Source organism: Candidatus Paceibacterota bacterium (assembly GCA_035652395.1).
Lineage (GTDB): Bacteria > Patescibacteriota > Minisyncoccia > Phycocordibacterales > CAJBRS01 > JADGRH01.
Window position 1 is genome coordinate 251,190 of sequence record DASRDX010000009.1, and the last position, 23,908, is coordinate 275,097.

General features: G+C 42.5%; 32 protein-coding genes. 18 read left to right on the forward strand and 14 right to left on the reverse strand.

The annotated features are described in order from the left end of the window. The first annotated feature begins 6 nt into the window (after positions 1-6). From VFA52_01570 to VFA52_01605, 8 genes are all read left to right on the forward strand, one after another. Positions 7-1,062 (forward strand): hypothetical protein, encoded by a 1,056-nt coding sequence (locus VFA52_01570; GenBank protein ID HZS42886.1) that lies wholly within the window; start codon positions 7-9, stop codon positions 1,060-1,062. After that, positions 1,062-2,156 (forward strand): putative peptidoglycan glycosyltransferase FtsW, encoded by a 1,095-nt coding sequence (locus VFA52_01575; GenBank protein HZS42887.1) that lies wholly within the window; start codon positions 1,062-1,064, stop codon positions 2,154-2,156. The genes VFA52_01570 and VFA52_01575 overlap by 1 nt, the downstream gene beginning before the upstream one ends. Positions 2,157-2,229: 73 nt before the next feature. Then, positions 2,230-3,357 carry an undecaprenyldiphospho-muramoylpentapeptide beta-N-acetylglucosaminyltransferase gene (gene murG / locus VFA52_01580; GenBank protein ID HZS42888.1) on the forward strand — a complete coding sequence of 376 codons (1,128 nt, stop codon included), beginning with the start codon at positions 2,230-2,232 and terminating at the stop codon, positions 3,355-3,357. A gap of 3 nt (positions 3,358-3,360) precedes the next feature. After that, positions 3,361-4,734 (forward strand): glutamate--tRNA ligase, encoded by a 1,374-nt coding sequence (gltX, locus tag VFA52_01585; GenBank protein HZS42889.1) that lies wholly within the window; start codon positions 3,361-3,363, stop codon positions 4,732-4,734. Beyond that, a complete protein-coding gene (locus tag VFA52_01590; GenBank protein ID HZS42890.1) occupies positions 4,712-6,034 on the forward strand; it encodes a peptidoglycan DD-metalloendopeptidase family protein in 1,323 nt (440 codons plus the stop codon). The genes gltX and VFA52_01590 overlap by 23 nt, the downstream gene beginning before the upstream one ends. A gap of 52 nt (positions 6,035-6,086) precedes the next feature. Then, positions 6,087-7,931 carry an asparagine synthase (glutamine-hydrolyzing) gene (gene asnB, locus VFA52_01595; protein HZS42891.1) on the forward strand — a complete coding sequence of 615 codons (1,845 nt, stop codon included), beginning with the start codon at positions 6,087-6,089 and terminating at the stop codon, positions 7,929-7,931. After that, a complete protein-coding gene (locus tag VFA52_01600; GenBank protein ID HZS42892.1) occupies positions 7,903-8,139 on the forward strand; it encodes a hypothetical protein in 237 nt (78 codons plus the stop codon). The genes asnB and VFA52_01600 overlap by 29 nt, the downstream gene beginning before the upstream one ends. Before the next feature lie 33 nt (positions 8,140-8,172). Further along, on the forward strand, positions 8,173-8,460 hold the full coding sequence (locus VFA52_01605) for a hypothetical protein (protein ID HZS42893.1): 288 nt from the start codon (positions 8,173-8,175) through the stop codon (positions 8,458-8,460). 72 nt (positions 8,461-8,532) lie between these two features. On the opposite strand, the gene VFA52_01610 is transcribed toward VFA52_01605, so the two are convergent. Next, entirely contained in the window at positions 8,533-8,832 is a 300-nt protein-coding gene (locus tag VFA52_01610) for a hypothetical protein (GenBank protein HZS42894.1), read from the reverse strand. 89 nt (positions 8,833-8,921) lie between these two features. Here VFA52_01610 and VFA52_01615 point away from each other — a divergent pair, with 89 nt between their 5' ends. The 5 genes from VFA52_01615 to VFA52_01635 all read left to right on the forward strand — a co-directional run bounded on the left by VFA52_01615 (position 8,922) and on the right by VFA52_01635 (position 12,202). Further along, entirely contained in the window at positions 8,922-9,122 is a 201-nt protein-coding gene (locus VFA52_01615) for a hypothetical protein (GenBank protein HZS42895.1), read from the forward strand. Positions 9,123-9,129: 7 nt separating this feature from the next. Next, complete coding sequence (locus VFA52_01620; protein ID HZS42896.1) at positions 9,130-9,696, forward strand: S24 family peptidase; 567 nt, start codon at positions 9,130-9,132, stop codon at positions 9,694-9,696. Positions 9,697-9,952: 256 nt separating this feature from the next. After that, positions 9,953-11,101: a replication-associated recombination protein A gene (locus VFA52_01625; protein HZS42897.1), complete on the forward strand. Its 1,149-nt coding sequence runs from the start codon at positions 9,953-9,955 to the stop codon at positions 11,099-11,101. Between the two features lie 31 nt (positions 11,102-11,132). Next, on the forward strand, positions 11,133-11,723 hold the full coding sequence (locus tag VFA52_01630; protein ID HZS42898.1) for an IPT/TIG domain-containing protein: 591 nt from the start codon (positions 11,133-11,135) through the stop codon (positions 11,721-11,723). Beyond that, positions 11,723-12,202, forward strand: a complete 480-nt coding sequence (locus VFA52_01635; protein ID HZS42899.1) for a VOC family protein — start codon at positions 11,723-11,725, stop codon at positions 12,200-12,202. Before VFA52_01630 ends, VFA52_01635 begins: the two co-directional genes overlap by 1 nt. Positions 12,203-12,842: 640 nt before the next feature. On the opposite strand, the gene VFA52_01640 is transcribed toward VFA52_01635, so the two are convergent. After that, a complete protein-coding gene (locus tag VFA52_01640) occupies positions 12,843-13,601 on the reverse strand; it encodes an endonuclease/exonuclease/phosphatase family protein (GenBank protein HZS42900.1) in 759 nt (252 codons plus the stop codon). A gap of 28 nt (positions 13,602-13,629) precedes the next feature. Between VFA52_01640 and VFA52_01645 the strand changes: the two genes are divergently transcribed. The 3 genes from VFA52_01645 to VFA52_01655 are packed head-to-tail and all read left to right on the forward strand — an operon-like array spanning position 13,630 to position 15,250. Then, complete coding sequence (locus tag VFA52_01645) at positions 13,630-14,181, forward strand: hypothetical protein (GenBank protein HZS42901.1); 552 nt, start codon at positions 13,630-13,632, stop codon at positions 14,179-14,181. Between the two features lie 32 nt (positions 14,182-14,213). Further along, positions 14,214-14,873, forward strand: a complete 660-nt coding sequence (locus tag VFA52_01650) for a peptidoglycan DD-metalloendopeptidase family protein (GenBank protein ID HZS42902.1) — start codon at positions 14,214-14,216, stop codon at positions 14,871-14,873. Positions 14,874-14,899: 26 nt separating this feature from the next. After that, positions 14,900-15,250, forward strand: coding sequence for a DUF2200 domain-containing protein (locus VFA52_01655; GenBank protein HZS42903.1), 351 nt, complete (start codon positions 14,900-14,902; stop codon positions 15,248-15,250). Positions 15,251-15,394: 144 nt separating this feature from the next. Here VFA52_01655 and VFA52_01660 read toward each other — a convergent pair whose 3' ends face one another. From VFA52_01660 to VFA52_01695, 8 genes are all read right to left on the reverse strand, one after another. Continuing rightward, the gene (locus VFA52_01660) at positions 15,395-15,898 is read right to left on the reverse strand and encodes a hypothetical protein (GenBank protein HZS42904.1); all 504 of its coding nucleotides are present in this window, start codon (positions 15,896-15,898) and stop codon (positions 15,395-15,397) included. Positions 15,899-15,949: 51 nt separating this feature from the next. Further along, positions 15,950-16,378 (reverse strand): type II toxin-antitoxin system death-on-curing family toxin, encoded by a 429-nt coding sequence (locus VFA52_01665; protein HZS42905.1) that lies wholly within the window; start codon positions 16,376-16,378, stop codon positions 15,950-15,952. Beyond that, entirely contained in the window at positions 16,375-16,635 is a 261-nt protein-coding gene (locus tag VFA52_01670) for a helix-turn-helix domain-containing protein (GenBank protein ID HZS42906.1), read from the reverse strand. The genes VFA52_01665 and VFA52_01670 overlap by 4 nt, the downstream gene beginning before the upstream one ends. Before the next feature lie 205 nt (positions 16,636-16,840). Beyond that, positions 16,841-17,512, reverse strand: a complete 672-nt coding sequence (locus VFA52_01675; GenBank protein HZS42907.1) for a serine protease — start codon at positions 17,510-17,512, stop codon at positions 16,841-16,843. An 89-nt stretch (positions 17,513-17,601) separates the two neighbouring features. After that, a complete protein-coding gene (locus VFA52_01680; GenBank protein ID HZS42908.1) occupies positions 17,602-18,135 on the reverse strand; it encodes a hypothetical protein in 534 nt (177 codons plus the stop codon). A 39-nt stretch (positions 18,136-18,174) separates the two neighbouring features. Beyond that, a complete protein-coding gene (locus VFA52_01685) occupies positions 18,175-18,921 on the reverse strand; it encodes an ABC transporter permease (GenBank protein HZS42909.1) in 747 nt (248 codons plus the stop codon). Between the two features lie 6 nt (positions 18,922-18,927). Beyond that, positions 18,928-19,728 carry an ATP-binding cassette domain-containing protein gene (locus VFA52_01690; protein ID HZS42910.1) on the reverse strand — a complete coding sequence of 267 codons (801 nt, stop codon included), beginning with the start codon at positions 19,726-19,728 and terminating at the stop codon, positions 18,928-18,930. A 32-nt stretch (positions 19,729-19,760) separates the two neighbouring features. Next, on the reverse strand, positions 19,761-20,204 hold the full coding sequence (locus VFA52_01695) for a hypothetical protein (GenBank protein ID HZS42911.1): 444 nt from the start codon (positions 20,202-20,204) through the stop codon (positions 19,761-19,763). Between the two features lie 349 nt (positions 20,205-20,553). On the opposite strand from VFA52_01695, the gene VFA52_01700 reads away from it, so the two are divergent. Then, on the forward strand, positions 20,554-20,793 hold the full coding sequence (locus tag VFA52_01700; GenBank protein HZS42912.1) for a hypothetical protein: 240 nt from the start codon (positions 20,554-20,556) through the stop codon (positions 20,791-20,793). A gap of 9 nt (positions 20,794-20,802) precedes the next feature. On the opposite strand, the gene VFA52_01705 is transcribed toward VFA52_01700, so the two are convergent. After that, a complete protein-coding gene (locus VFA52_01705) occupies positions 20,803-21,396 on the reverse strand; it encodes an exonuclease domain-containing protein (protein HZS42913.1) in 594 nt (197 codons plus the stop codon). A 2-nt stretch (positions 21,397-21,398) separates the two neighbouring features. Continuing rightward, positions 21,399-21,824 (reverse strand): hypothetical protein, encoded by a 426-nt coding sequence (locus tag VFA52_01710; protein HZS42914.1) that lies wholly within the window; start codon positions 21,822-21,824, stop codon positions 21,399-21,401. A 12-nt stretch (positions 21,825-21,836) separates the two neighbouring features. On the opposite strand from VFA52_01710, the gene rpmA reads away from it, so the two are divergent. Beyond that, entirely contained in the window at positions 21,837-22,109 is a 273-nt protein-coding gene (rpmA, locus tag VFA52_01715) for a 50S ribosomal protein L27 (GenBank protein ID HZS42915.1), read from the forward strand. Positions 22,110-22,183: 74 nt separating this feature from the next. Here rpmA and rplI read toward each other — a convergent pair whose 3' ends face one another. Together rplI and VFA52_01725 are read right to left on the reverse strand one after the other, a co-directional pair. After that, complete coding sequence (rplI, locus tag VFA52_01720) at positions 22,184-22,627, reverse strand: 50S ribosomal protein L9 (protein ID HZS42916.1); 444 nt, start codon at positions 22,625-22,627, stop codon at positions 22,184-22,186. 20 nt (positions 22,628-22,647) lie between these two features. Beyond that, positions 22,648-23,871 carry a S41 family peptidase gene (locus VFA52_01725; protein ID HZS42917.1) on the reverse strand — a complete coding sequence of 408 codons (1,224 nt, stop codon included), beginning with the start codon at positions 23,869-23,871 and terminating at the stop codon, positions 22,648-22,650. Positions 23,872-23,908: the final 37 nt, after the last annotated feature.

Genomic DNA, 23,908 nt, shown 5'->3' on the forward strand with positions numbered 1-23,908 from the left:
TCTCCTATGATTCTCAGTACGGTTAAAGTCTTTGTCCCCGCCATTCTTTCCTTTCTGGTCGGTCTGGCTATTACGCCAAGCATTAGCAACATTCTCTATCGGCGTCGGATGTGGAAAAACCGCTCTCGAAGCGCTGAAAACAAGGATTATGTCACTCCTGAGTTTCAGAAAATCCATAATCACGGCGGCGAAACTTCAACTCCGCGAATTGGCGGCATCATTGTCTGGCTTTCCGTTTTGATTTCCACGCTTTTACTTTCTTTGAATTCCTTTATATTTCCGAGTCGTCTGAATATTAAATTAAATTTCTTAAGTCAGAATCAAACTTTACTGCCACTTTTTACTCTGGTTTTGGCGTCGTTGATCGGCCTTCTTGACGATCTTCTGCAAATTTATAGCACTCGAATTGAATTAAGTGACGGGCTCAATCGACGTTTGCGAGTCTTAATCGTTCTTTTTCTCGGCTCCATCGGCGCTTGGTGGTTTTATTTTAAGTTAAAAAATTTCGGCGTTCATGTGCCGTTTTGGCAGGACGTTGATTTAGGCATTTCTTTCATCCCATTTTTTATTATCGTCATGCTCGGCGTCTTTTCTGGTTCGGTCATTGATGGCATCGATGGCTTGGCCGGCGGCGTCCTGGCTTCTTCCTTTGGCGCCTACATGATCATTGCCTTTGTTCACAACCAGATTGACTTGGCCGCCTTCTGCGCCGTGATTGTCGGCGGAATTCTGGCTTTCTTATGGTTCAATATTCCACCCGCTCGCTTTTATATGGGGGAGACAGGCATGCTGGGACTAACCGTTACTCTGGCTATCATCGCTTTTCTGACGAATTCCGTTTTAGTTTTGCCTTTAATCGCTTTTCCGCTTTTCATTACTTCTCTTTCAGTAATTATTCAGAGAATTGCTAAAACCAGATTTAATCGAAAGATTTTTATAGTAGCGCCGCTCCATCATCATTTTGAGGCCTCCGGTTGGCCATCTTACAAAGTAACGATGCGCTTCTGGATTATTTCCGTTGTCTTCGCCTTAATCGGAGCAATTATTGCTATCATAAGTTGATGAAAGCTGTCGACAAACCATTTTTGATTTCTATCCTGATCTTAGTCATTGCTGGTCTTTTTATTTTTAGTTCAGCCTCTCTCGGACTTTTAGCCGGCAGCGGCGCCACCTTTAAATCCGTTCTGATAAACCAAATAGTTTTGGGAGTGGTGCTGGGGTCGCTGGCCTGTTATATCAACAATAAAATTCCATATAAGTTCTGGCGAAAATACGCTCTTTTTATCTTTGTCGGCTCCATCTTATCGGTGCTCCTAATTTTTGTTCCTCATATTGGATTCAAATACAATGGCGCCAGGCGCTGGATTAGTTTAGGTAGTTTTTCTCTGCAACCATCAGAGATTTTCAAAGTTGGTTTTGTTATCTATTTTGCCGCTTGGCTTTCGGGTGTAAAGCAAAAAGTGGATACTTTTAAATATGGCAGCCTGCCATTCGCCATTTTAATTGCCATCGCTGCCATCCTAATGTTAATAGAACCTGACACCGCCACCTTCGGAGTGATTTTTATTGCCGGACTTTCAATGTTTGTGGTTGCAGGTTGTCGTTGGCGGGATCTTTTTATTCTGGGACTTATCGGCATTATCGGCATCGGGGTTTTATATGTCAGTCGCCCTTACATTCGACAGCGAATTGATACTTTTATCCATCCGGCCAATGACGCACTGGGGAGCGGCTACCAAATTCAGCAGTCCTTAATCGCCATAGGAGCCGGGCGACTTACCGGTAGGGGATTTGGTCAAAGTATTCAGAAATTCAATTATTTACCGGAGCCGATTGGCGACTCTATTTTTGCCGTGGCAGCAGAAGAATTCGGTTTTGTGGGCGCTAGTTTAATTATTTTGCTTTATCTTTTCTTTACCTTTCGTGGCCTGCGCATTGCGGCTCAAACCCCGGATCTCTTCGGTAGACTATTAGTAACAGGGCTTGTTATACTGATTTTAGCCGAGTCCTTCATTAATATTGCTTCCATGTTGGGTATTTTGCCGGTTTCCGGAATTCCGCTTCTCTTTATCAGTCACGGTGGCACCGCTCTTTTTTTCACTTTGGCCGAAGTCGGAATTATTTTAAATGTCTCACGATACACATCCAAAAGATAAGTTATAGAGTTTATAAAGTTCATAAAGACTACTTTACGGACTTTTAAACCTTAAGAACTTCTAACCTTTTAAAATGAAAATTGTTTTCTGTGGTGGAGGGACGGGCGGACATTTCTATCCACTAATTGCCGTGGCCGAGGAATTGCGAGCTGTAATGCGCGAAGAGAAATTGCTGGAAGCCCAAATATATTATTTAGCGCCGGTTCCGTATTCGAGTAAAATTCTTTTTGATCACGACATCACTTACAAGAAAATTGAGGCTGGTAAGGTCCGCCGCTACCGATCCATTTTAAATTTTTTCGACCTATTTAAAACCGGCTGGGGAGTAATACGCGCTTTATGGAAAGTCTTTTGGATTTATCCGGATGTGGTTTTTGGCAAAGGTGGTTACATGAGTTTTCCGGTGCTTTTCGCCGCCAAACTTTTGAAAATTCCAGTAATTATTCACGAGTCCGATACGGTTCCGGGTAAAGTAAACCTCTGGGCTGGTAAGTTTGCCAGAGCCATTGCTATTTCGTATCCGGAAACAGCCAGTTATTTTCCAAAAGACAAAACGGTTTATACCGGCAATCCTATTCGCAAGGAAATTATGATTCCGGCCACAGAAGGATCATTTGAGTTTCTGAATCTTCAAAGAGAAGTTCCGACAATTTTAATTCTGGGCGGCTCGCAGGGCGCAAAAATCATTAACGAAAGATTACTCGATTGTCTGGCGCCGTTAGTAGAAAACTTTCAGGTTATTCACCAAACCGGTCGTAAAAATATTGAAGAAGTGAAAGGGCGGGCCAAAGTCATCTTGGAGAAACGACCGCACCCGGAAAGATATAAACCTTTTGATTATCTAAATGATTTGGCTCTACGAATGGCGGCCGGTGCCAGTAAATTGGTAATTTCTCGCAGCGGTTCCACTTTATTTGAAATTGCCGCCTGGGGGTTGCCCAGCATCATGATCCCTATTCCGGAAAAAGTTAGTCATGATCAACGCGAAAATGCTTATGCGTATGCCAGAAGTGGAGCGGCGGTGGTGATTGAGCAGGAGAATCTGACACCGGAAATTATGCTTTCCGAGATAAAAAGAATTATGACTAATCCGGAAATTTATCAGAAAATGCAGAAGGCGGCTAAAGATTTTGCCAAACTGGACGCAGCCAAGAAAATTGCCCAAGAAATCATTGCCTTGGGATTGGAACACCAGAACTAGATTATGGAGCAAACTAATAAACCGAAAATTATCACTCGTTTTCCACCGAGTCCGACCGGTTTTCTTCATATTGGTCGGGCTCGTACCGCTCTTTTTAATTTTTTATTTACCCGGAAAAACGGCGGAGAAATGGTTTTCCGATTGGAAGATACCGACAAGGAAAGATCCAAAAGCGAATTCGAGCAGGATATTGTTGAAAGTTTAAAGTGGCTGGGTATTTCATATGATCAAGGCCCTTTTAGGCAATCAGAGAGGACGGGAGAATATCAAAAATATTTAAAGAGGCTTCTGGAAAGTGGAGCAGCTTATAAATCAATAGAACCCAAAAAAGAAAATCCCACTGAAAATATAGAAGTGGTGCGCTTCAAGAATCCAAATAAGAAAATTAAATGGAATGATTTAATTCGCGGCGAAGTTGAGTTTGATACAACGGATTTGAAGGATTTTGTCATTGCCCGAACTATCGATGATCCGCTTTATCATCTGACAGTGGTAGTAGATGACTTTGAAATGGGAATTACCCACGTCCTTCGGGGTGAGGATCATATTTCAAATACACCGCGCCAGATTTTAATTCAGGAAGCGATTGGGGCGCCACGACCAGTGTATGCTCACATTCCTCTAATTCTGGCGCCGGATCGTTCAAAACTTTCAGGCCGACACGGAGCAGTCAGTGTGACAGAGTATCGCGCGATGGGGTATCTACCGGAGGCTTTAGTTAATTATCTGGCGTTACTTGGCTGGAATCCGGGGACAGAGCAAGAAATTTTTTCAATGGAAGAATTGATTGGTGAGTTTGATATCGGAGCGGTTCAGAAAGGTGGCGCCATTTTTGATTTGGTGAAATTAAAATGGATTAATAAGGAACATATTAAGTTGATGCCGGAGGAAGGGTTTGCTGAGGAAGTAAAGAAGTGGCTGCCGGAAGAAATTAAAGAGGCGGCAAAATTTTCGACTGTTTTTCCGAAAATTTTGCCTCTCCTTCGAGAGCGTATTTCTACTTTTGGAGAGCTTAAAGAAATGGCCGAAGCGGGTGAAATTCAGTACTTTTTTGAGCCGCCTCAATATGACCCTCAAAGTCTCCTTTGTCCGCCTAAACAGCGAAAGGGTCAGGAGCTGGAATTAGGGGCCTTAAAACCGATTTTAGAGGCTTTAAAGGGCTTATTAGAGCCACTTTTAGACAATTTTGACCGAAATTTTATAAAGGATACAATTTGGCCATACGCGGAAAAGCAGGGTAGAGCGGTAGTCCTTTGGGCCATGCGATATGCATTAAGCGGCCGCGACAAATCGCCCGATCCTTTCACCTTGGCCGAGATTCTCGGCAAAGACGAAACCTTGAGACGTTTAGATAATGCCATTTCTAAAATTAAATAAAAAATTATTACTTGTCGGCTTCCTCATTCTAGTGGCGGCAGGCGTTTTGTTAGTCCGCCTGCCGCTCTCCACTGCCCGTGCCGACGATGTCTCCGACCTTCAAGCTCAAATCGATCAGCGTAACGCCAATATCGCTCAACTGGAAAAAGAAATTGCTCAATATCAGGCCTTGGCCGACAAGACCAGCGCTCAAGCCAAGACTTTGCAAAATGCTATCGCCACTTTGCAAGCCAGTCAGAAAAAACTCGACGCCAGCATTAAAGTAACTCAAGATAAAATCGCCGCGGCTAACTTGGATATTCAAAAACTGGGAATTCAAATTACTGATAAACAGCAGGATATTAAAACAAATCAGGAAGTCATTGCCCAGGCCCTACGTAGCATTCAGCAAACTGATTCTGAAAGTCTTATTACTTCTTTTCTTAGCCGGAAAAATTTAGGTGATTTTTGGAATGATGTTCAAAATCTCATCACCTTTCAAAATCGGGTACGAGATAGAGTGCAAGATCTAGAGAATACCAAAGCCGGGCTGGAGAAGGATCAAGCGTCCACCACCGCTGAAAAAGTAAATCTTCAGAATTATCAGAATCAGTTAAGCGATCAGGAAAAAGTAATCGCTTATAACAAACAGCAGCAGTCAAAACTTCTGACCGAAACTAAAAATCAGGAAAAAATTTATCAGCAGACGATTGCCGAGAAGCAGGCAAAAAAAGCGGCCTTTGAAAAAGAGCTTTACGATTACGAGTCGCAATTGAAGTTTAAATTAAATCCGAGCAGCTTGCCAAAAGCCGGGTCGGCCGTGCTTTCCTGGCCTCTTGATAAGATCCGAATCACTCAATTATTCGGCGTCACTAACGCTTCGGCTCGATTGTACGTTTCCGGCTCTCACAACGGTGTAGATTTTGCCGCCAGTGTCGGCACCCCGGTGAAAGCAGCGGCTGACGGTACAGTAGAAGGCGCGGCTGATACGGATTTAGTTTGTCCGGGGGCTTCATTCGGTCGTTACGTTTTTATTCGCCATTATGATGGTCTAGCCACCACTTACGGTCACCTTTCAGTCATCTCCGTGAAGGAGGGTCAGCAAGTAAAAAGAGGAGAGGTTATTGGTTACAGCGGCTCAACAGGTTACGCTACCGGTCCTCACCTTCATTTGAGTGTGTACGCTTCAGCTGCTGTCACCATGCAAAATCTTCCCAGCAAAGTCTGCGGCAACCGTATTTATCGTTTACCAATCGCCGCTACTAACGGCTATTTAGATCCAATGTTATATCTGCCAGCATATAGCGGTCCAACGCAATAAAAAACTTCGTGCAAACAAAAGGAACTAATAAAAATATTGCTATAATAGTTTTATGTGCGGGATTGCCGGAATAGTCGGACAAAGTACGCCGAATAAGGAAAAAATTATTCGGGAAATGGTTGAAAGAATTCGTCATCGCGGACCCGATGGCGATGGTTTTTATGACGGAGAGAAAGCTTCCATTGGCATGCGGCGCCTTAGTATTATTGACCTATCCACCGGAGACCAGCCGATTTGGAACGAAACTAAAGATATTGGCATCGTTTTTAACGGTGAAATCTACAATTATAAAATTCTTCGAGAAGAACTCCTTCAGCAAAACCACATTCTAAAGACTCACAGCGATACAGAAACACTGGTTCATTTATATGAGCAACACGGACCGGAGATGCTTTTAAAGTTGCGCGGAATGTTTACTTTCGCCATTTATGACAAAAGAAAGGAGGAACTTTTCGTGGCACGGGATTATTTTGGTATCAAACCTCTCTACTATTTCTTTGACGACTGGAAGCTGAAAGCTTTCGGCTCGGAAATTAAATCGATCCTGCTTCATCCGGATTTCAAGCCGGAATTAAATGAGAAAGCTATTTTTAATTATCTTTCATACCAATACAATCCGTTTAAAGAAACTTTTTTTCGGCGAATTCATAAACTTTTGCCCGGTCACTATTTGCGAATTGATTTAAATGATCAGAGTATTAAAGAAGAGAAATACTGGGGCTACCAGTTTCGAGAAAAAAATATCGATGAGGAGAAATTGAAGCGGGAAGTCCGAGAGGGAATTGAAGATTCGGTGCGAGCGCATATGATTGCCGATGTACCGGTTGGTGCTTTTCTTTCTGGAGGAATTGATAGCGCCGTCATTGTCGCCATGATGAGTAAAGTCAGAAAAGAAACCGGCGACAATCTGAAGACCTTCACTATTGGGTTCAACGAAGTCAGTGAGCAGAGCGAAGCTAAAGTGATGGCTGATCTTCTGGGGACGGAACATACGGAAATCAGCGTTAATTCAGAAGAATATTTTAGAGAGATGCCAAAAATTGTCTGGCATTTTGATGAGCCTGTAGCCGATCCTTCGGCAGTAGCGCTTTATTTTTTGGCCAGAGAAGCCCGAAGGCACGTTAAAGTAGTGCTTAGTGGCGAGGGAAGCGACGAGCTTTTCGGCGGCTACAACATTTATCGCGAGCCTTTTGCTCTGGCGTATGCCAAATGGCTCCCAAAATCTTTGATTAGATTCTTCGCCAATCTGCCTTTTGATTTCTATGGACGCAATTATCTTCAACGTGTTCTTCTGCCAATTAGAGAGCGCTATATCGGCAACGCCTACGTTTTCCATCCGGCTGAAATAGAAAAACTTTGGAAAAGTAATCCGAACGAAAAGTTCAACCTCAACCCACTTTACGATCAGGTCAAAACCCAGACTGATTCAGCCAAAATGCAGTTCATTGATATTCACACCTGGCTCCCAGGCGACATTCTGGCCAAGGCGGACAAAATGACTATGGCCAATTCTCTGGAGCTGCGAGTGCCGTTTTTGGATGTGGAAATTGCTAAAATTTCTGGCCGCATTCCAGAAGAATTGAAATATAAAAATGGTAAAACCAAATACATTCTGCGCGAAGCTTTTGAAGGGATCTTACCTAAGGCCACGGCTGATCGTAAGAAGCTTGGTTTTCCCACCCCAATTCGCGCTTGGCTAAAAGATCCGAAAAAAGCCGAAGTTATTTTAAAAACGATTACCGATAATGAATATATCAGTGCTAAATTCAGTTTGAAATATATTAAGGAACTTTCTGAAAATCATCTTAATCGAAAAGAGGACAATGCCCGCAAACTCTATCTCTTATACATGCTGGCCCTTTGGTATAATGTCTTTATCAAAAATGACGCACACTAAACGGCAGCAGGGAGGCTTTCTTCAGATCATATTGGTCTTAGTAATTGCGCTGGTGATTCTTCACTATCTTAATATCAGCCTACTTGAACTCTTAAGTAAGAAATCTGTCCACGACTTTTTTGTTTATGTATGGGATCTAACTAAAATTATTTGGCAAGATTTTCTTCTACTTCTAAACTTCATTCGCGGTATTGTCCAAGGCCATTGACATATCTGTTTTTATATTATATTATTGAAGTAGATGAAAAATGCTACTTCGAAAGCAAAAGCTAAAAAGAAGAAAAGTGGATCTCGTCCACGAGGAAAGATTTCCCCAAAGAAGCAGGGCAGCTCTTCAAAAATCATCAGTTTTGCTAAAGCCAGCCGACTGATAAAGAAAGGACGAGTCAGACTGAAATTCGTCGGAGGTATGGCGGAATTGGAGTTCAGTTCCGAGGTTATCCAAGAGACTGGTCATTGCCCCTGCGGTCTTATCGAGTGTGGCGGATTAATGGCCATAAGATTCTTGGACGGGAAGCCTCTTTCTTGAATTCAATCTATTCAAAGACTCTGCCCTTGGTAGAGTCTTTTTATTTAAATAAAAACTGCGCTAAAACGCAGTTCAAGCTTTAGTTAGGCGCCGAAGACTGCCACGAACAGGAATCAAGCGGATCTCCATACCTGTTAACCGATATTCAAAAATTCCAACTTGATATTTATAGAAGAGCTCAAATCCAGCCGGCCCGTGTAGGTATTCATATGTAATGTGGTATAGAAGTTCGTCCTGAAGGCCGAAATCGCAACTGTTTATATTGATCCATTCCTTAAGGGTCAGGGTACAAATGTCACCATTCCAGCTATAAGCCGAGGCCACGTGTTGGCAGCTGAAAAGTAGACAAAGGGCAAATAGGAGTTTTTTCATCTGCTCTAAAGTATAGCCATCCGGCCTAGAAAAAGTTATCCACAGCCCTATAGTTGACAGGTGAACTATGGTTCACCTATACTATAGACATGGGTAAAAGTCAGATTTTAAACAAAATTAGATATGAGCTCGACAAGTTAAATGAGCAGATCGATCTAGCTATTATTGAGGGCCGCAACTACAAATCTTTGGCTAGTAAACATAAGATTTTGCTTTCCCGATTCAACCGATTGCAGAGTGAGGGAAGTTCTTTACTAACTAAAAGCTTTCGTTTCTTAACGTTATTTTAAGATGAACATGGATCATAAAGATAAAATCATCGGTTTCTATCAAAAGCACGGACGATTGCCGGGCTACAAAGAAATGATGAGCATGCTCGGTTTCAAATCCAAGAATGCCGTTTTTAAGCTGATTAATAAGCTGGTAGATGAAGGAATTCTGAATAAAGACAGCAACGGTCGCATCAGTCTCAACTCCATTTTTGATGAAATCCCTTTACTCGGTTTGGTAGAAGCTGGTATTCCGGAAACGGCGGAAGAGATCCGGGGTGACACCATTAGTCTTGAAGATTTCTTGGTGGAGAATAAAGATTCTACTTATCTTCTGGAGGTTAAGGGTGATTCCATGATTGATGCTCATATTGAGGAAGGGGATATGGTACTGGTCGATCGCAAAGGTAAGCCAAAGGAAGGAGATATTGTTATCGCCGAAGTCGACGGAGGCTGGACTATGAAGTATCTGCGCCGCGACAGTCGAACCGGCAAGCACTATCTTCAGCCGGCTAATAAGAATTACCGCAATATTTATCCGGAATATGAGATGAAAATCGCCGCCATTGTTCGGGCAGTTATCAGAAAATATTAATTAGGTCATTAAAGTAAGATTTATCAACCGTTTACGTCATCAAAAACATGTTGTATTACGATTATCAAACTAAGGAGAGACGACTTCAGAGAGCAAAGCATCGCTTTGCCAGTCATTTCCAGATCTTTTTGAAGTTCCACAATAAGCTCGTCACTCTTTCTTTATTTTAGTTAGGTCTTAGTTAAATCGGCGGTTAGCTTGTTAGGAATTTACTCCTAACGGCTAACTTTCTGATTTACTGGCCCACTATTTTTATATGGAGCCTTTAGCCTCGCGTATTAGGCCTCGGAGTTTGAAGGAATTTATCGGTCAATCTCACTTAGTGGGCCGCGGAAAGTCTTTGGCTATTGCTATTAAAGAGAAGCATCTTTTTTCTTTTATTTTGTGGGGACCGCCGGGGGTCGGAAAAACTACTCTGGCTAAAATTTATGCTGACGCTCTAGATGTGGAGTTTCATCATCTCTCGGCTGTCTCGGCCGGCAAAGATGACATTAAGCAATTGGTGGGGAAGGGTAATCTCCTTTCCAAACCGAAGTTGCTTTTTCTCGATGAGATACATCGTTTTAACAAAGCCCAGCAGGATTTTTTGTTGCCTTACGTAGAAAGTGGCGAAATTACTTTAATCGGAGCCACCACAGAAAATCCGAGTTTTGAAGTTATTCCGGCTTTGCTTAGTCGCTGTCGGGTATTTGTCCTAAATGAGTTGACTGATGCGGAGATGTCTAAAATTATTGATCGAACCGGCCTGAAGCTTTCTAAAGATTCAAAAGAGTGGCTAATTGGTATGGCCAATGGTGATGCCCGACAGGCCATTACTATGCTTGAAGCCGTTTCGAAACTTTATGATGAAATTACTCCCAAGACTCTGGCGGAAACTTTGCAGAGCAAATTTTTGCGTTTTGATAAGAAAGGAGAAGAGCATTACAACACTATAAGTGCTTTCATTAAAAGTATGCGCGCCAGTCAACCGGACGCGGCGCTATATTATCTGGCCAGAATGATTGAGAGCGGAGAGGATCCAAAATTTATTGCTCGCAGAATGGTTATCTTTGCCTCGGAAGATATCGGACAGGCTAACCCAACCTCCTTAGTAGTGGCCAATGAAGTGTTTAAGGCGGTTGAGATAATTGGATTACCGGAATGCGCCATTAACTTGGCTGACGGCACGGTTTATTTGTGCCGTCAGCCAAAATCGAAGGCCTCTTACGAGGCCTTCGGCCGCGCCATGGAAGATGCCAAAAAATTCGGCAATCTTCCAATTCCACTAAAGATTCGCAATGCTCCCACCAAACTGATGAAAGATCTCGGCTATCACAAAGGATATGAACGCTACAGCAAAGAAGACCTTCTTCCGGAAAAATTAAAAGGGAAGAAGTATTATAAAAATGATAAGAGTAAGTTATAATTGAGGAACTTAATAATTAAGTTAAACTTCTATGATCAAATGGAATGAGTATACTTGGTATTCGCGGCTTGCCGCTTTAATCGTCTTTATTCTTCTTCTGCCGATTTTGACTTTTTACTTGGGAGTTCAATATCAGAAAACTGCGGATGTTTTGAGTTTATCGGCGAATGCGCCGCTACCGGCTGGCAATTATTCAAATAGTGGAGGATCCATTCCAGTCACCATTGTAACTTCCACTACTACTTCCACCACCACTGTCATTACAACTACGAGCAAACCTCAAATCAATTCATTGAATCCCTCAAGTGGTAGCGCTGGCACAGAAGTAACTATTAGCGGTTTAAATTTTGATCGAAATTCCAATCAAATCACTTTTGGCAGTTCCAATGGTCGCCATCATCCGGATGGATCGGCTGATAACGTTATTGCCAATGTTGGTTCGGCTGATGGCAAAACTTTAACTTTTACCGTTCCCGCCAGTGGTCCATCCGGCATTCTTTGTAGCAGCGCCGGATCTTGTATTGGAATTTCCGCTCTGCGTCTAACTTCCGGAACTTATCCTGTCAGTGTCATCAATAAAAATGGCACTAGTAATGTTGTTCAATTTAGCCTGACTGAGTAATGGCTGTTCATCCAGAAGTAAAGATCGGTCACGTCCATTTAAAGGTGGCCGATCTTGATAGAGCCTTGAAATTTTATAGAGATCTTCTGGGCTTTGAGGTGACTGCTCGGTATGGCGCCGGAGCGGTTTTTCTTTCGGCCGGAGGCTATCACCACCACATTGGTTTAAATACTTGGGAAAGTCTGGGAGGAACTCCGCCAGCAGCAGGTCACACAGGCTTGTATCACTTTGCGATTTTGTATCCAAGTCGAAAAGAGCTGGCCACAGTCTTGCAGAAATTAATTGAAGCTGATTATCCATTGACTGGCGCTTCCGATCATGGTGTTTCCGAAGCTATTTATCTCAATGATCCTGATGGTAATGGGGTGGAACTTTATGTTGATCGACCTCGTTCAGAATGGAAAGTTAAAAATGATGGGGAAGTGGAAATGATTACCGAGCCTCTCGATTTGGAAGATTTGCTTAAGACTTTGGATTAAAAATAAAAACTCGATATCGCATGTTGCTAATCGAGTCTGGATTCATTGAATTTTTGACACATCTGTTTCCATGTTTGGAAACCTATTCGTGAAAGAAAGACCAGAACGATTAAACGATTACCAGGAGAATTCCCACGCCCTACAAAATCTGCTTAAGAGACATGGTGATAAATCCTCCTAATCATTCGTGGACTATCGAAGGCCACGTTTATCAAATCCTCTGATGTAGCTACTCGCGAGTAGCAGTACAAGAGTTCGAGATGGTCACACTGACGACACCATCTGGTGGTGATTTTGTGGTAATGCGCCCGTGGCTCTGACTCATTGAAGTAGACCACTAAACGATTGCAGGTAATAACTATAGTGGTCACCTCCAGACTTTTGCAACTTCGACAGGCTGGACGCTTTTTGATCCTTCTGGTAAGTCTGCTTAGACTATAGAAGCTTAACCAGAGAGCCAAAGAGATGGGTCCCCAGAGAAAAAAGTAAAGAAAAAGGTAAAAAAGAACATGAGAAAATGTACTCATCTAATTTCTAGATTAAATTAAGATAAAGAAAAAATCAAACCCAACCAAGATAAATAAGCCCTCTAGACTTATCTTATAAATCTTATAAATGTGAAATAAAATGCCAGACCTCTTTAGTCTGACAGCTCCGTTTCAACCACCAACATTAAGTGGTCCGAAAAAGCCTTGGCTTTCGGAATGTAGCAGTTAATTGACCGGAAATGATGGCTGAGAAAGATGTAATCTCGCGGCTGCTTTGGATTCCACGAAGGATAGGTCGGGAGACTACAGCAATGATTTAGCGGTGTCTTCTGAAGCAAGACCTCAAGATCCCGTGCCTCCTTATCCTTTCTGGTATTGAAATCGCCCATTAGGATTAACGGCTCCGACCGATCTTTCAGCACTTCAATGATCTCTCCAATCTGAATTCGCCGATTTTTAGTCTGAAGAGCCAAATGACAAATGAAGACACTCATTTTCTGGCCCCCAACATCGATCGCGCCTTCTTCCAGTGCCATTCGCATCAATTTATTGTAAATACGATGCGAATCAAATCTCTTGATCGGAAACTGCGTCAGAAGTGCATTTCCTTCATAAAAGAAGAATTTGCCGTACTTCTGTGACGAATAGAAATGAGTTTCGGCCAGATCGGAGCTTCCGGAGAGAACCTTGAGTTGTGATTCAGATCCTCCTCGAAGTGAGGGTTCCGAGATTTCAGTTACGCCGGCAATCTGAATCCCTTCTTTTTTAAGGATTTCTCCTGCCTGTCTGATCGGGGCGTCGGAATGAGGCAGCCAATACCGCCAACCAGTTAAAAAGAAATCATGAAGACCGCGGGTAGTAGCTACTCCCGATTGAAGATTTAAAGTGGCAATTTTGATTTTAGTCGACATAAATCTAACTCTGTATTAGCATAAAAGTATGGATACCGCTACTTATCTTATCATCGGAGGCTTTGTTGCAGGCATTGCCGGAACAGTGATTTTAAAATCCATAAAATTAACACCCAAGCAATTTTTCGGCTGGATGCTGGTTTTATTTGCGGGGATATACATCATAATTCAGATTTATGGGGCGGTTGAGTATGCTTACGTGGCCAACGCCGATTGTCATAAATACTTAGGCTGTGGGGTTGAATTTTTCGGTTACGACGCCTTTGAGCATTTCTTTTCAGGACTTTTATTTTGGTTTTTAATATTGTGGCTCTGCCAGCTTTTCCCAAAATATTCAATCCTTCATGAAAGTCGTTGGAAAAATTTCCTTATCCTGGTTTCTCTTTCCACTTTATTTTTTGTCCTTTGGGAAATAGGGGAGTGCCTCCACGATATTTTCCGCCTTCAGATCGTTCACGAGCCTATTCTTAGCTACAACCTCCGCTTCAATCTGCTAGATCAGCCAACAAACCTAGACACCATGGGTGACTTAATTTTCGGTTTGCTTAGCTCAATTGTTGGATTTCTCATCAGTCTTTAAAATTACGCGTTCTATTTTGCTATAATTTCTCCATGATTTTCCCGACCTTAAAAAATAAGGCCTTTGGGTATGTAAACCTAAATACTGAAGCGGAACTGTGGCTTAAAGATCAGAAACCAGCTTTAAAAGAAAATGCTTTACTTGATCCTGAAGTGAATACTAAAATGGTTGCTGATGTGCACAAAAAATATGGAATTGATTTTTCGTATGGTGGTTGGATGGAAGACAGAAGTTTTTTGGGGCGCGGAACATATCTTGAGCCTCTAAATACTTATCTCCACCTTGGTGTTGATATTAATGCCCCGGTTGGAACAGAAATAGCTGCCGATTTTAATGCAGAAGTGATTTTGATTGATGACGATTATCCGGAAGAAGGGGGTTGGGGACCAAGAGTTATGCTGAAACATCAATCAAAACCGGTGTATTTTATTTACGGACATTTGGACAAAGAAATTTCGTTTACGAAGGGAGAAAAAATTACAAAAGGACAAGTATTCGCCCGGATCGGTAAGGCTCCTTACAATGGAAATTGGTTTCCTCATGTACACGTTCAAGTAATTAGAGAGGATTTCTATAAACAGCTAGAAAAGGAAAATGCTGTAGAAGATCTTGATGGTTACGGCTCTTGGGAGAATTTAGCGAATCACGCTTTTAGATTTCCTGACCCACTCCAATACATATCACTTACATAGCTTAAACGGTAATCAAAAATTAATTCATGCTAAAACAAAATCTTTACGCCACATCGTTCGCCAAGGTTTATCCTTACTATATTGCCAAGGCGGAGAAAAAAGGACGCACGAAAGCGGAAGTTGATAAGATTATCTGCTGGTTAACCGGCTACACCCAAAAACAATTTGAAAAACAACTCGAAAAGGGAACTGACTTCGAGACTTTCTATACCAAAGCGCCTAAGCCTAACCCCAAGAGATCCTTAATAAAAGGCGTGATCTGTGGTGTTCGAGTTGAAGAAATTAAGGACAAAGTAATGCGAGAACTCCGTTATTTAGACAAACTGATTGATGAATTGGCCAAAGGAAAGCCTATGGAGCAAATTTTACGGAAGTAAGCTTAAAGCTCGAGAGGCGGTGGTGTAGCTATACCATGTCGCAAAAGGTATATTGTGCGACACTATCTATATATGAGAAAGGTCTCTTCCCCACAGCTATAGCGACGTGTAATACTGCATGGGGTTTTTAGTGGTTCGACTTTCTTATTGATGGCAAGATGTTTGACTCAGACTTACTTCCTTTTGGACATTGTTTGCTGCTACATTACAAATCGCAAATAGAACCAAAAAGGCTAAACCCAAAATAAAACTAAACATTACAAAGTCATTTATTCGTTCGATTTTCCTTCCTCTTTTATCCTTGAGATCATCAGACAACTTTTGATACATTTGAGGTGTAAATTCCTCTGGTGCACCAATACGGTTGTTTATTTCCTCAAAATTTTCTGCAGAATATCTTCTACTTATGTAATAACTAAAGGCATTTGACATTAGCGAAGAAGAAAGACAGGCCCAAGAAGCCAGTAGTAGTTGAATATTCTCTAAACAAGAAGAGCCGCTATAGAAAGTAATCGATACGGCGAAAGCCCCAGCGGAAACGTATAAAAGAATTTTACTCAATTCTTCATCAGCAAGCTTTTCGCCCCATCTATTCCTCTCCAATTCTTTAAAGATGAATTCTCTAAAATTAGAATCTGACAGAGACATTCAATTATTATACCTCTAATTTATGCAGGATCCGACCAGGGGCTCACTTCCCTACCTTTTTGCTTTTACAAGATATATATTGAAAATCTTTTGGATTTTCTCTACTTCTTTGTCTTTGTCAGATGCCTCACTCATAGCAACTTCTTTGGCAATTTCATAAAGGAGTTTTTTGGGCATGGCTAGCCATCTTTTGTTTTTATTAACGAAAGAAAAAACGGTCATCACAGCAATTCTTTTATTTCCATTAACAAAGGCATGATTTTTCACCAAAAGGTAAAATAATATACTTACTTTTCCTATAAGCCCCTTGTAAAGATACTTTCCACCATAAGTTTGGAAAGGAGTATCTAAACAACTTTCTAACTTACCTTTATATCGAGTACCAAATTCAGGTATTGGCTCACTATATTTCATCAATGCTCGTGCTAGTGCGTGAGCCCCATATTCCACCTCCTGGATCGTAATGGGTTTTGATCTCATTCCTTTCCAAGTTTCTCGAAGACTTCTCGATACTCCTTTACAGCTCTTTTTACTGCCGAGTTAATTTCTTTTCGACTAGATTTGGGAAGATTGGAATCTATATGTAGATTTTTTACATCAATAATATAGTTTCTTCCAACCTTTTCAGCCGGAATTTCACCACTTTGAATCTTCTTGAATACGGCCGTTCTGCTTAATCCATATAAACGAGATATTTCAGTAGCGCTGTAGTATCTTTTGTTTGAGCCATTTTTCATATTTGTATGTTAACATATGTTAACTATCAAATCAAATTCTGGCTCTTTTACAGCAGAAATACTGTTGCCATTTTTGTTCAAAAATCCTGTCAAAGCGCTAGAAAAAAATTCAGTATTTTTGTTAGTCGCGATTACCATATTGTGCGATGTTGCCTCTCTCTCATCTGATATAAAAACGAATACCTCGGGTATTCGTGAATCTGACCTAATGGGCGGCCAGGAATTTTTTTAGCGTTTTCAGATCTCTACCAACAGTCGTAGTAATTCCACCGCACACGTTTGTGGCCATCACCATGCTGATCACTTCCCCATTTTGATTAAATAATGGTGAACCGGAGTTTCCATGCTCACTCCTAATAGTGAAGAAATCTTGATGATTGAAGTGATAAAGAAAATAACCAACTTTCTCTACACACTTTTTATCCATCGGATGAACGATCTGATGAATTGACTCGAAGGAACGCAGGCGGCTAGCTGTCGCGAGTTGAAGCGGTGGCAGTGGTTTCTTAATCCAAATAAGGGCCAGATCATCTTTTGGATCGGTTTTTACTACTTTACCCATTTGAGTCTCGTTTCTTAGACTGGAGACAGCACAACTTTTTCTATTGTCTATGCCGTGGAAACAAGTCAAAACAAAATGGCCGTTACCAATTGCGAAACCACTGGAGTTAAGGTTGTTTTGGATAACACGTGTAGTCACTCGTGCTAGAAGGCTTCCACTAGAGGTTGATTCCTTTACTCTCTTAGAACTTACTAGCGTTCTCACGAATGTCACAGACTGTGCCAACTTGTTGTGAAGTGATGATGGCCACTCCTCTACCGCTTCTGCGAATTGGGTAAAGAAAAATGGAATTAAAATGAACAGGAGCTTTTTCATGAGTATTCTGGATTCTGCTCATATTTTAATACTTAGTTTCTTAAAATAAAAGACTACCAAAATAAAAAACGCGAACGAGAACGTTCGCGCTACTTTTTCTTTTCGGGAAAGGGTTCGGCGATTCTAGCCGGCAACTTCACATTATGAACTCGGAGGTGACCTTGATGAATCTTGAGCTCCGAAAGAAGCTTTTTGAGTTCCAACCGCGCTTCCCTCTTTTCTTTTCCTTTGAGCAGTTCCGGCGATCTCTCTTGCAGGATCTTCAAAAATCCGATCAGGATTTCGCCTAAGTTGCATATCCTTGGCGGTAGCCGATTTGCTTCAAGAAAGTAAACAGCCGTTCGAAACTTCGTAATAATTAGCTCCGACGGATTCTCTGGGTCAAAACAGGTGGCGTCCGCCAAAGCTTGGGCAAGGGCGCATCTGTTTTCCCTCTTGGTCAAGGCCGGAGGAATGGAATTTTGTCCCAGTTTCCCAAGATAAACTTCCAGCCTGTTTGAAATCTCTTCCGCCGAAAGCGGTTCAGAGAGGGGCTTATAAAGTGTGGCGTCTTTCAGCCGCACAACTTTGCCATTTGTACCGGCGGGCTTTTGAGCCACAAGTGTAGCTAATGAGCAGTGCATTCTGGCTCATAGTATAGTCAAATCCACTCTGAATACAAGCTAGGCTTCAATCGTAGAGAATAGATAAGCACCGACGGCGATGAACAGAATGCTAAGCACAGCCAGAATGCCAAAGTCAGTCCAGAGATTAAAAGTGGCGGCATGAATTAGTGTTCCCCGCAAGCCATCAATACCGTACGAGAGTGGATTAATTCTAGTCAGATATTCAATTATTTTTGGCAAACCGGAAAGTGGAAAGAGAGCGCCGGAGAGAAAGAAAATTGGCATCACCAAGAAGTTCATGATCAATTGAAACCCTTGCATATCATTTAATCGTGCGGCTATGGCTGTTCCGAGGGCGGTGAAGAGTAAAGCGGTTAGAAACATAAAGACGAAGGCTGGAATAAGCAGGCTGAAATTAGTCAGACGAAATCCCACCACTACCGAAAGAATTAGAACGACAATTCCCTGCAGGCTGGCAACTGTCGCGCCGCCCAGAGTTCGGCCGAGCATAATATTGAAACGTGAGACCGGCGCTACCATCGTTTCTTTTAGAAAGCCGAATTGTTTGTCCCAAATAATTTCAATACCGGAAAAGATGGAGGTAAAAAGAACACTCATGCCGATAACTCCGGGCGTCAAGAATTGGATGTAATTGCCTCCGCCGGCCTTGGCGTAAATCGAGCCAAGGCCGTAACCTAGAGCCACTAAATAAAGAATCGGCTGACCAAGTGAGCCTATCACGCGGGACGGCGAGCGAAGATATTTTTTTACTTGTCTTAACCAAAGAATATAAATAGTTCTCATATATTTTTATCTTCGGCCACCCTGCCAAAGTTTGGCCATTTGTTTAAATTCCGACTGGCCTCCTTCTTCCCGAATGGCATGTCCGGTAAGCGATAGGAAGGCCTCTTCCAGACTTCCCTTCCCCGTCTGCTTTTTTAATTCCTCGGATGACCCTTGGGCGACGATTTTACCATGATCGATCACGGCAATTCGGCCGGCTACTTTATCGGCCTCTTCCATGTAATGAGTGGTGACAAAAACAGTAATTCCCTCTTTTTTGTTCAAATCCTGAATGTATGACCACATATGATTGCGAGTTTGAGGATCCAGTCCGAGGGTTGGCTCATCCAAAAACAGCACCTTCGGGTGATGAAGAAGGCCGCGAGCAATTTCCAGTCGTCTCTTCATGCCACCGGAAAATTCACGCACGAAGTCATTGCGACGATCCCAAAGTTCCACCATTTTTAGAAGTTCCTCGGCCCGACTGCGATAGAGGTCGTTTGGCAAATCGTATAGCACCCCGTGAATATGCATGTTTTCCAAAGCGGTCAGATCGGTGTCCAAACTTGGATCCTGAAAGACGATTCCAAAAGAATGCCGCGCCTGATTTGACTGCTTGGTAACATCAAAACTGTTCAGACGAATGTTGCCGGAAGTGGGATGAAGCAAGGTCGTAAGCATTTTAATAGTTGTGGTCTTCCCTGCCCCATTTGGACCAAGAAAAGCAAAAATCTCTCCTTTCTTTACTTCAAAAGAGATGTTGTCGACGGCGACGAAGTCGCCGAATTTTTTGATGAGATTTTTTACCTCAATTATGTTTGAGTCCATGTTTATGTAAGGACGAGTGATGTCCTTCTTGCTTACTTATTGATAGCGACGCTTGAGCTTGCGGCGGATTTGGCCACATTGTCCCAACAGGCGCTGGAAGAAATCCACGGCTCCGAACCCTGCGAAGTGTAGAGATAACGGGCGTAGGCCATGTTGCCTTTTAAGGTGTAGATATCGAGACCCATCTTTTTCGAAGTCTGGAGGTGGTATTTTTCGTTAATCTGCATCACTCCGACGTCACTGGTATTAATGGAACCGCGATAAATATTGCCGTTTGAGGCATATTGATGGTAATGCGATTCACACTGAGCGATATCGGCCATTAAAGGAATGTCCTTAAAGTAGGCCTTTACTGCCGCTTCCACCTTCTTAGGGCTCACATAAAGGGTTTTTTCATCCGGCTTTTGAGCTACCTTGGAGCTGGAGGTGGCCAGCAAAAGGGCTACTTTATTGACTGGCTGACCCTTCGTGGCCACAGTTTCTTCAGCATGAAGAACCGAATAGGTATTCGGTGAAAGATTCGGAGTTTGTGAAATTAGAGCGGCGCTAGTCGGTTTTGGGGTAATTAAGAGGGATACGGCAGTAAATGCTGCAATAAATAAATGTATTATAAGCCTTTTTTTAGCTGATAAACTGAAGACTTACCGGGAGAAGAAAAAACCAGACATCATGTCTGGTAATCAATATACTAGCAGATTTGAGGTTTTTTTCAAGGCCGCTGTGGATAAAAAATAAAGGAAATTTTATATTTCGTGCCTTAAAATAAGCATTTTTTAACTTGGTCCAATTGACAATTTACTCTAAAATGTGGTAAAAACAGTTAAGATGAAAGCTCACATGTTCCGAATGTCCGATCTTCCACCCGAAACCAAGGAATACATTGATGTTGAACCAGAAGACCGATGGATAGTTGAGATTGCGAAACGAATGTCTCGACCCAATTCTATCCTTTATCTTTCTTATGAAGTGGGTAAATCCCCCGTTCACAACATTCATCGAGTCGAATTCTATTTGGCTCGACCAGGGATCCAAATTCTGCTTTGTTTAGTACCTTGGCGTCCATGAGGACGCATTTTATTTAATCCAAGGTATAGAATACTGGGCAAATTCTTCTAGCAAATTTTTGTCATAAAGAAGTCGACTGAGAGCTTCCGCTTCCCATTTGGCACCTCCAAGAGGTGTGCGATGAGGTTTAGGTTCTGCTGGAATGCCGACATATTGGCAGACAGCATCTGAGTTCAAAGATGAATGGTGGTTTTGGAGTGGAGGAATAATTCCTTTTTTGATCATATGTGCGAGGCAGACAGAATGTACATCAATAATTCGTTGAGCAAAGGGCCAATTTAAATGGTAGCGCATTGCCGCCTGACGCAAACACTCATAATCGAAGAAGACGTTTTGACCGGCAAAAGTGAAATCAGGTAGTATGCTGGCCCAGTTTATGAAATCTTTAAGAATCTCTTCCTCACTCTTTTTAGTCGGATCATTAATTTCTTCAATAGTGAAGCCGTTATATTTCAGTGATTCCGGATCAACGTGGGCGCCCTGCCAGATACGACATTCTTCATAAAAAGTATTGGAAGGATTGTTCAGGTCAATGGCTCCAATACTCAAAAGAGACAGCTTTTGAAAATCTAGACCTGTTCCTTCTACATCTACCACGAGCATGTTTATTTGAGACCGGCGCAATTGCCAGCATGATAACCCGCCTTTTCTGCTTCTTCTTTGGAATGAAAAGTGATTTGATTCTCGGGCTTGATGCGTTTAACTATACCACACCAAGGAAAGTAGTAAGCTTGACCGGTCTTAGATGCGACAAAGATGGCGGTTTCGGAAGATTTGGGCACGGCGGAGCGAGTTGATTTAGTGGAAGCCGAAGAAGTTGAGAGGGTCGCCGGCGAAGCTGGCGACCCTGCCAGCAAACTCAAAGATGCTGAAACCGCTTCCGGCAAATACCCTTCAATGGCAATTGGCTCTTTTTGATGAAGGAGCAAGGACAGACGTCCGAGTCCAAAAGCGTCGCTTAAAAAAAGAGTGCCAACCCCGAAAATGGCTAAATATCTGACCAAACTTGCATTTTTAATCTTTTCCAGCATAATAGTGGCACTATGGCAACAAAGAAGGCCGGCGGTTCGGCCAAAAACCTAACCGATTCCAATCCAAAATTTCTCGGCGTAAAGCTCTATCATGGTGAAGTAGCTCAACCGGGAGCTATTATCGTTCGGCAACGCGGCACCCGAGTGCTAGCCGGTAAGAATGTCGGTATCGGCAAAGACCATACTCTATTTGCTCTAAAAGAAGGCAAGGTGGAATTTAAAAATAAACGAAAGACTAATTACGACCGAACGACTACAGTCCGAAAAATTGTACACGTTAACTAATGAAGTTTTGATAAAGAAAAAATAAAAGGCCGGCGCGTCGCGCCGGCCTTTTATTTTTTCTCTCAATCTAAATTTTAAATAGAATTTACAATTAATTTAAAAGTCGCTTCCTTGTCCTGAACCTTGATTTTAATATCATACTCCCCTACTGCTTTAATCGGCTCTTCCAAATCAAGATGATCGGCATCCACATCCAACTCTGTCTGTTTTTTAATGGCGGCGATGATTTCCGGCTTGTGAATACCAGCGAAGAGATGGCCTTTATCATTGGCTTTTTCACTTAATTCAATTCGAGAGTCAGTCAGGGCTTTTAAGTTTTTCACTAAGAGATCTTCACGAACTCGTTTTTCATCATCGTGTTGCTTCTTTAGTTCCTCAACTTTCTTTAGAGTTTGATCGTTTGCCAGTTCCGCCAAGCCACGGGGAAACAAAAAGTTCAGAGCATGTCCGTCCGAAACATTTTTCACTTCATATCGTCGGCCAAAATTTGGCACATCTTTCAGTAAGATTACTTTCATGGTTTCCTATTTTTAAACTATTATTCCGATTTTAGCAAGTTAGCGGCTGCCTCCATTTGCGGATCCTTTCCAGCTGTTACATCATCTTCTGTCATCGGTACTACTAAATCGGGCGTTAAGCCACCATCTGAAATTGATTTTCCATTTGGTGTTAGCCAGCGAGCGACTGTCACTTTCAAGGCAGTATCCGGGGTCAGATTAACCAGCTCCTGCACCGAACCTTTGCCGAAACTTTTTTGTCCTACCAGTTTGGCTACGCCGTGTTCCTGCAGGGCGCCGCCGAGAATCTCCGAGGCCGAAGCCGAACCCCCGTTTATAAGAATAGCCATTTTAAGTTGCTTGCTGAAAATGTTGTAGCCTTTGCTGCGGGAAATTTCTTTCTCTTTCCCTTGACCATAATCTTCCTGAACAATGACATCACCGGTTGGTAGAAACCAGCTAGCCATGTCAACGGCCGCGTCGAGGTAGCCTCCGGGATTACCTCGCAAATCAAGCACGAGCTTGTCGGTGTGAGCGTTGATAAATTCTCGCAAAGCATTTCGGAAAAGATTAGGAGAATCAGCTGAGAAATTGTAAAGGCTGATTACGAAAACTCCGTCAGAGCGCATTTTCGTATCAATGGTCGGAATATTGATGGTTTCGCGAACAAGACTGACTACAATAGGCTGCTTTTCGCCATTTCGAAGTAAGGTAAAGGTGACTTTAGTACCTTTTGGTCCCCTGATCATCTGAACAGCTTCATCAATATTTAGGCTGGTGGCATCAGCGTCATTTATTTTCAAAATCTGATCTCCCGGCTGAATGCCAGCTCTGGCGGCCGGAGTGTTCTTAAGAGCGGAGATAACGGTAAGAATGCCGTTCTTTACCCCCATTTCAAGGCCTACTCCTTCGAAGTTGCCACTAATTTCGCTTTGAAAAACTTTGGCGTCAGCTGGCGGGAAGAAAGTGGTGTAAGGATCGCCCAAAGAGTCCACCATGCCCTTAATAGCGCCGTAAACGCGGTCCTGATCGGAGACCGTGGTGGTGGAATGAGTGGCTACATACTTCTCATTAACGATACCCCAGGCTTTCCAGAAGGGCGAAAAATCCACCTGATCGGGCTGACCGCTTTCCTTGTTTGAAAGAGTGGTGATGTCATTTATCGGCGGATGATTGGCGTTGCCAACCGAAAGACCCAAAAAAAACGAACCTCCGAGAAGGAGGATGGCGAGAATAATTGAAACAATCCTTTTGTTGGAATTCATGAAGGACTAATTATCTCAAAAGGGCTTGGCTAGGTCA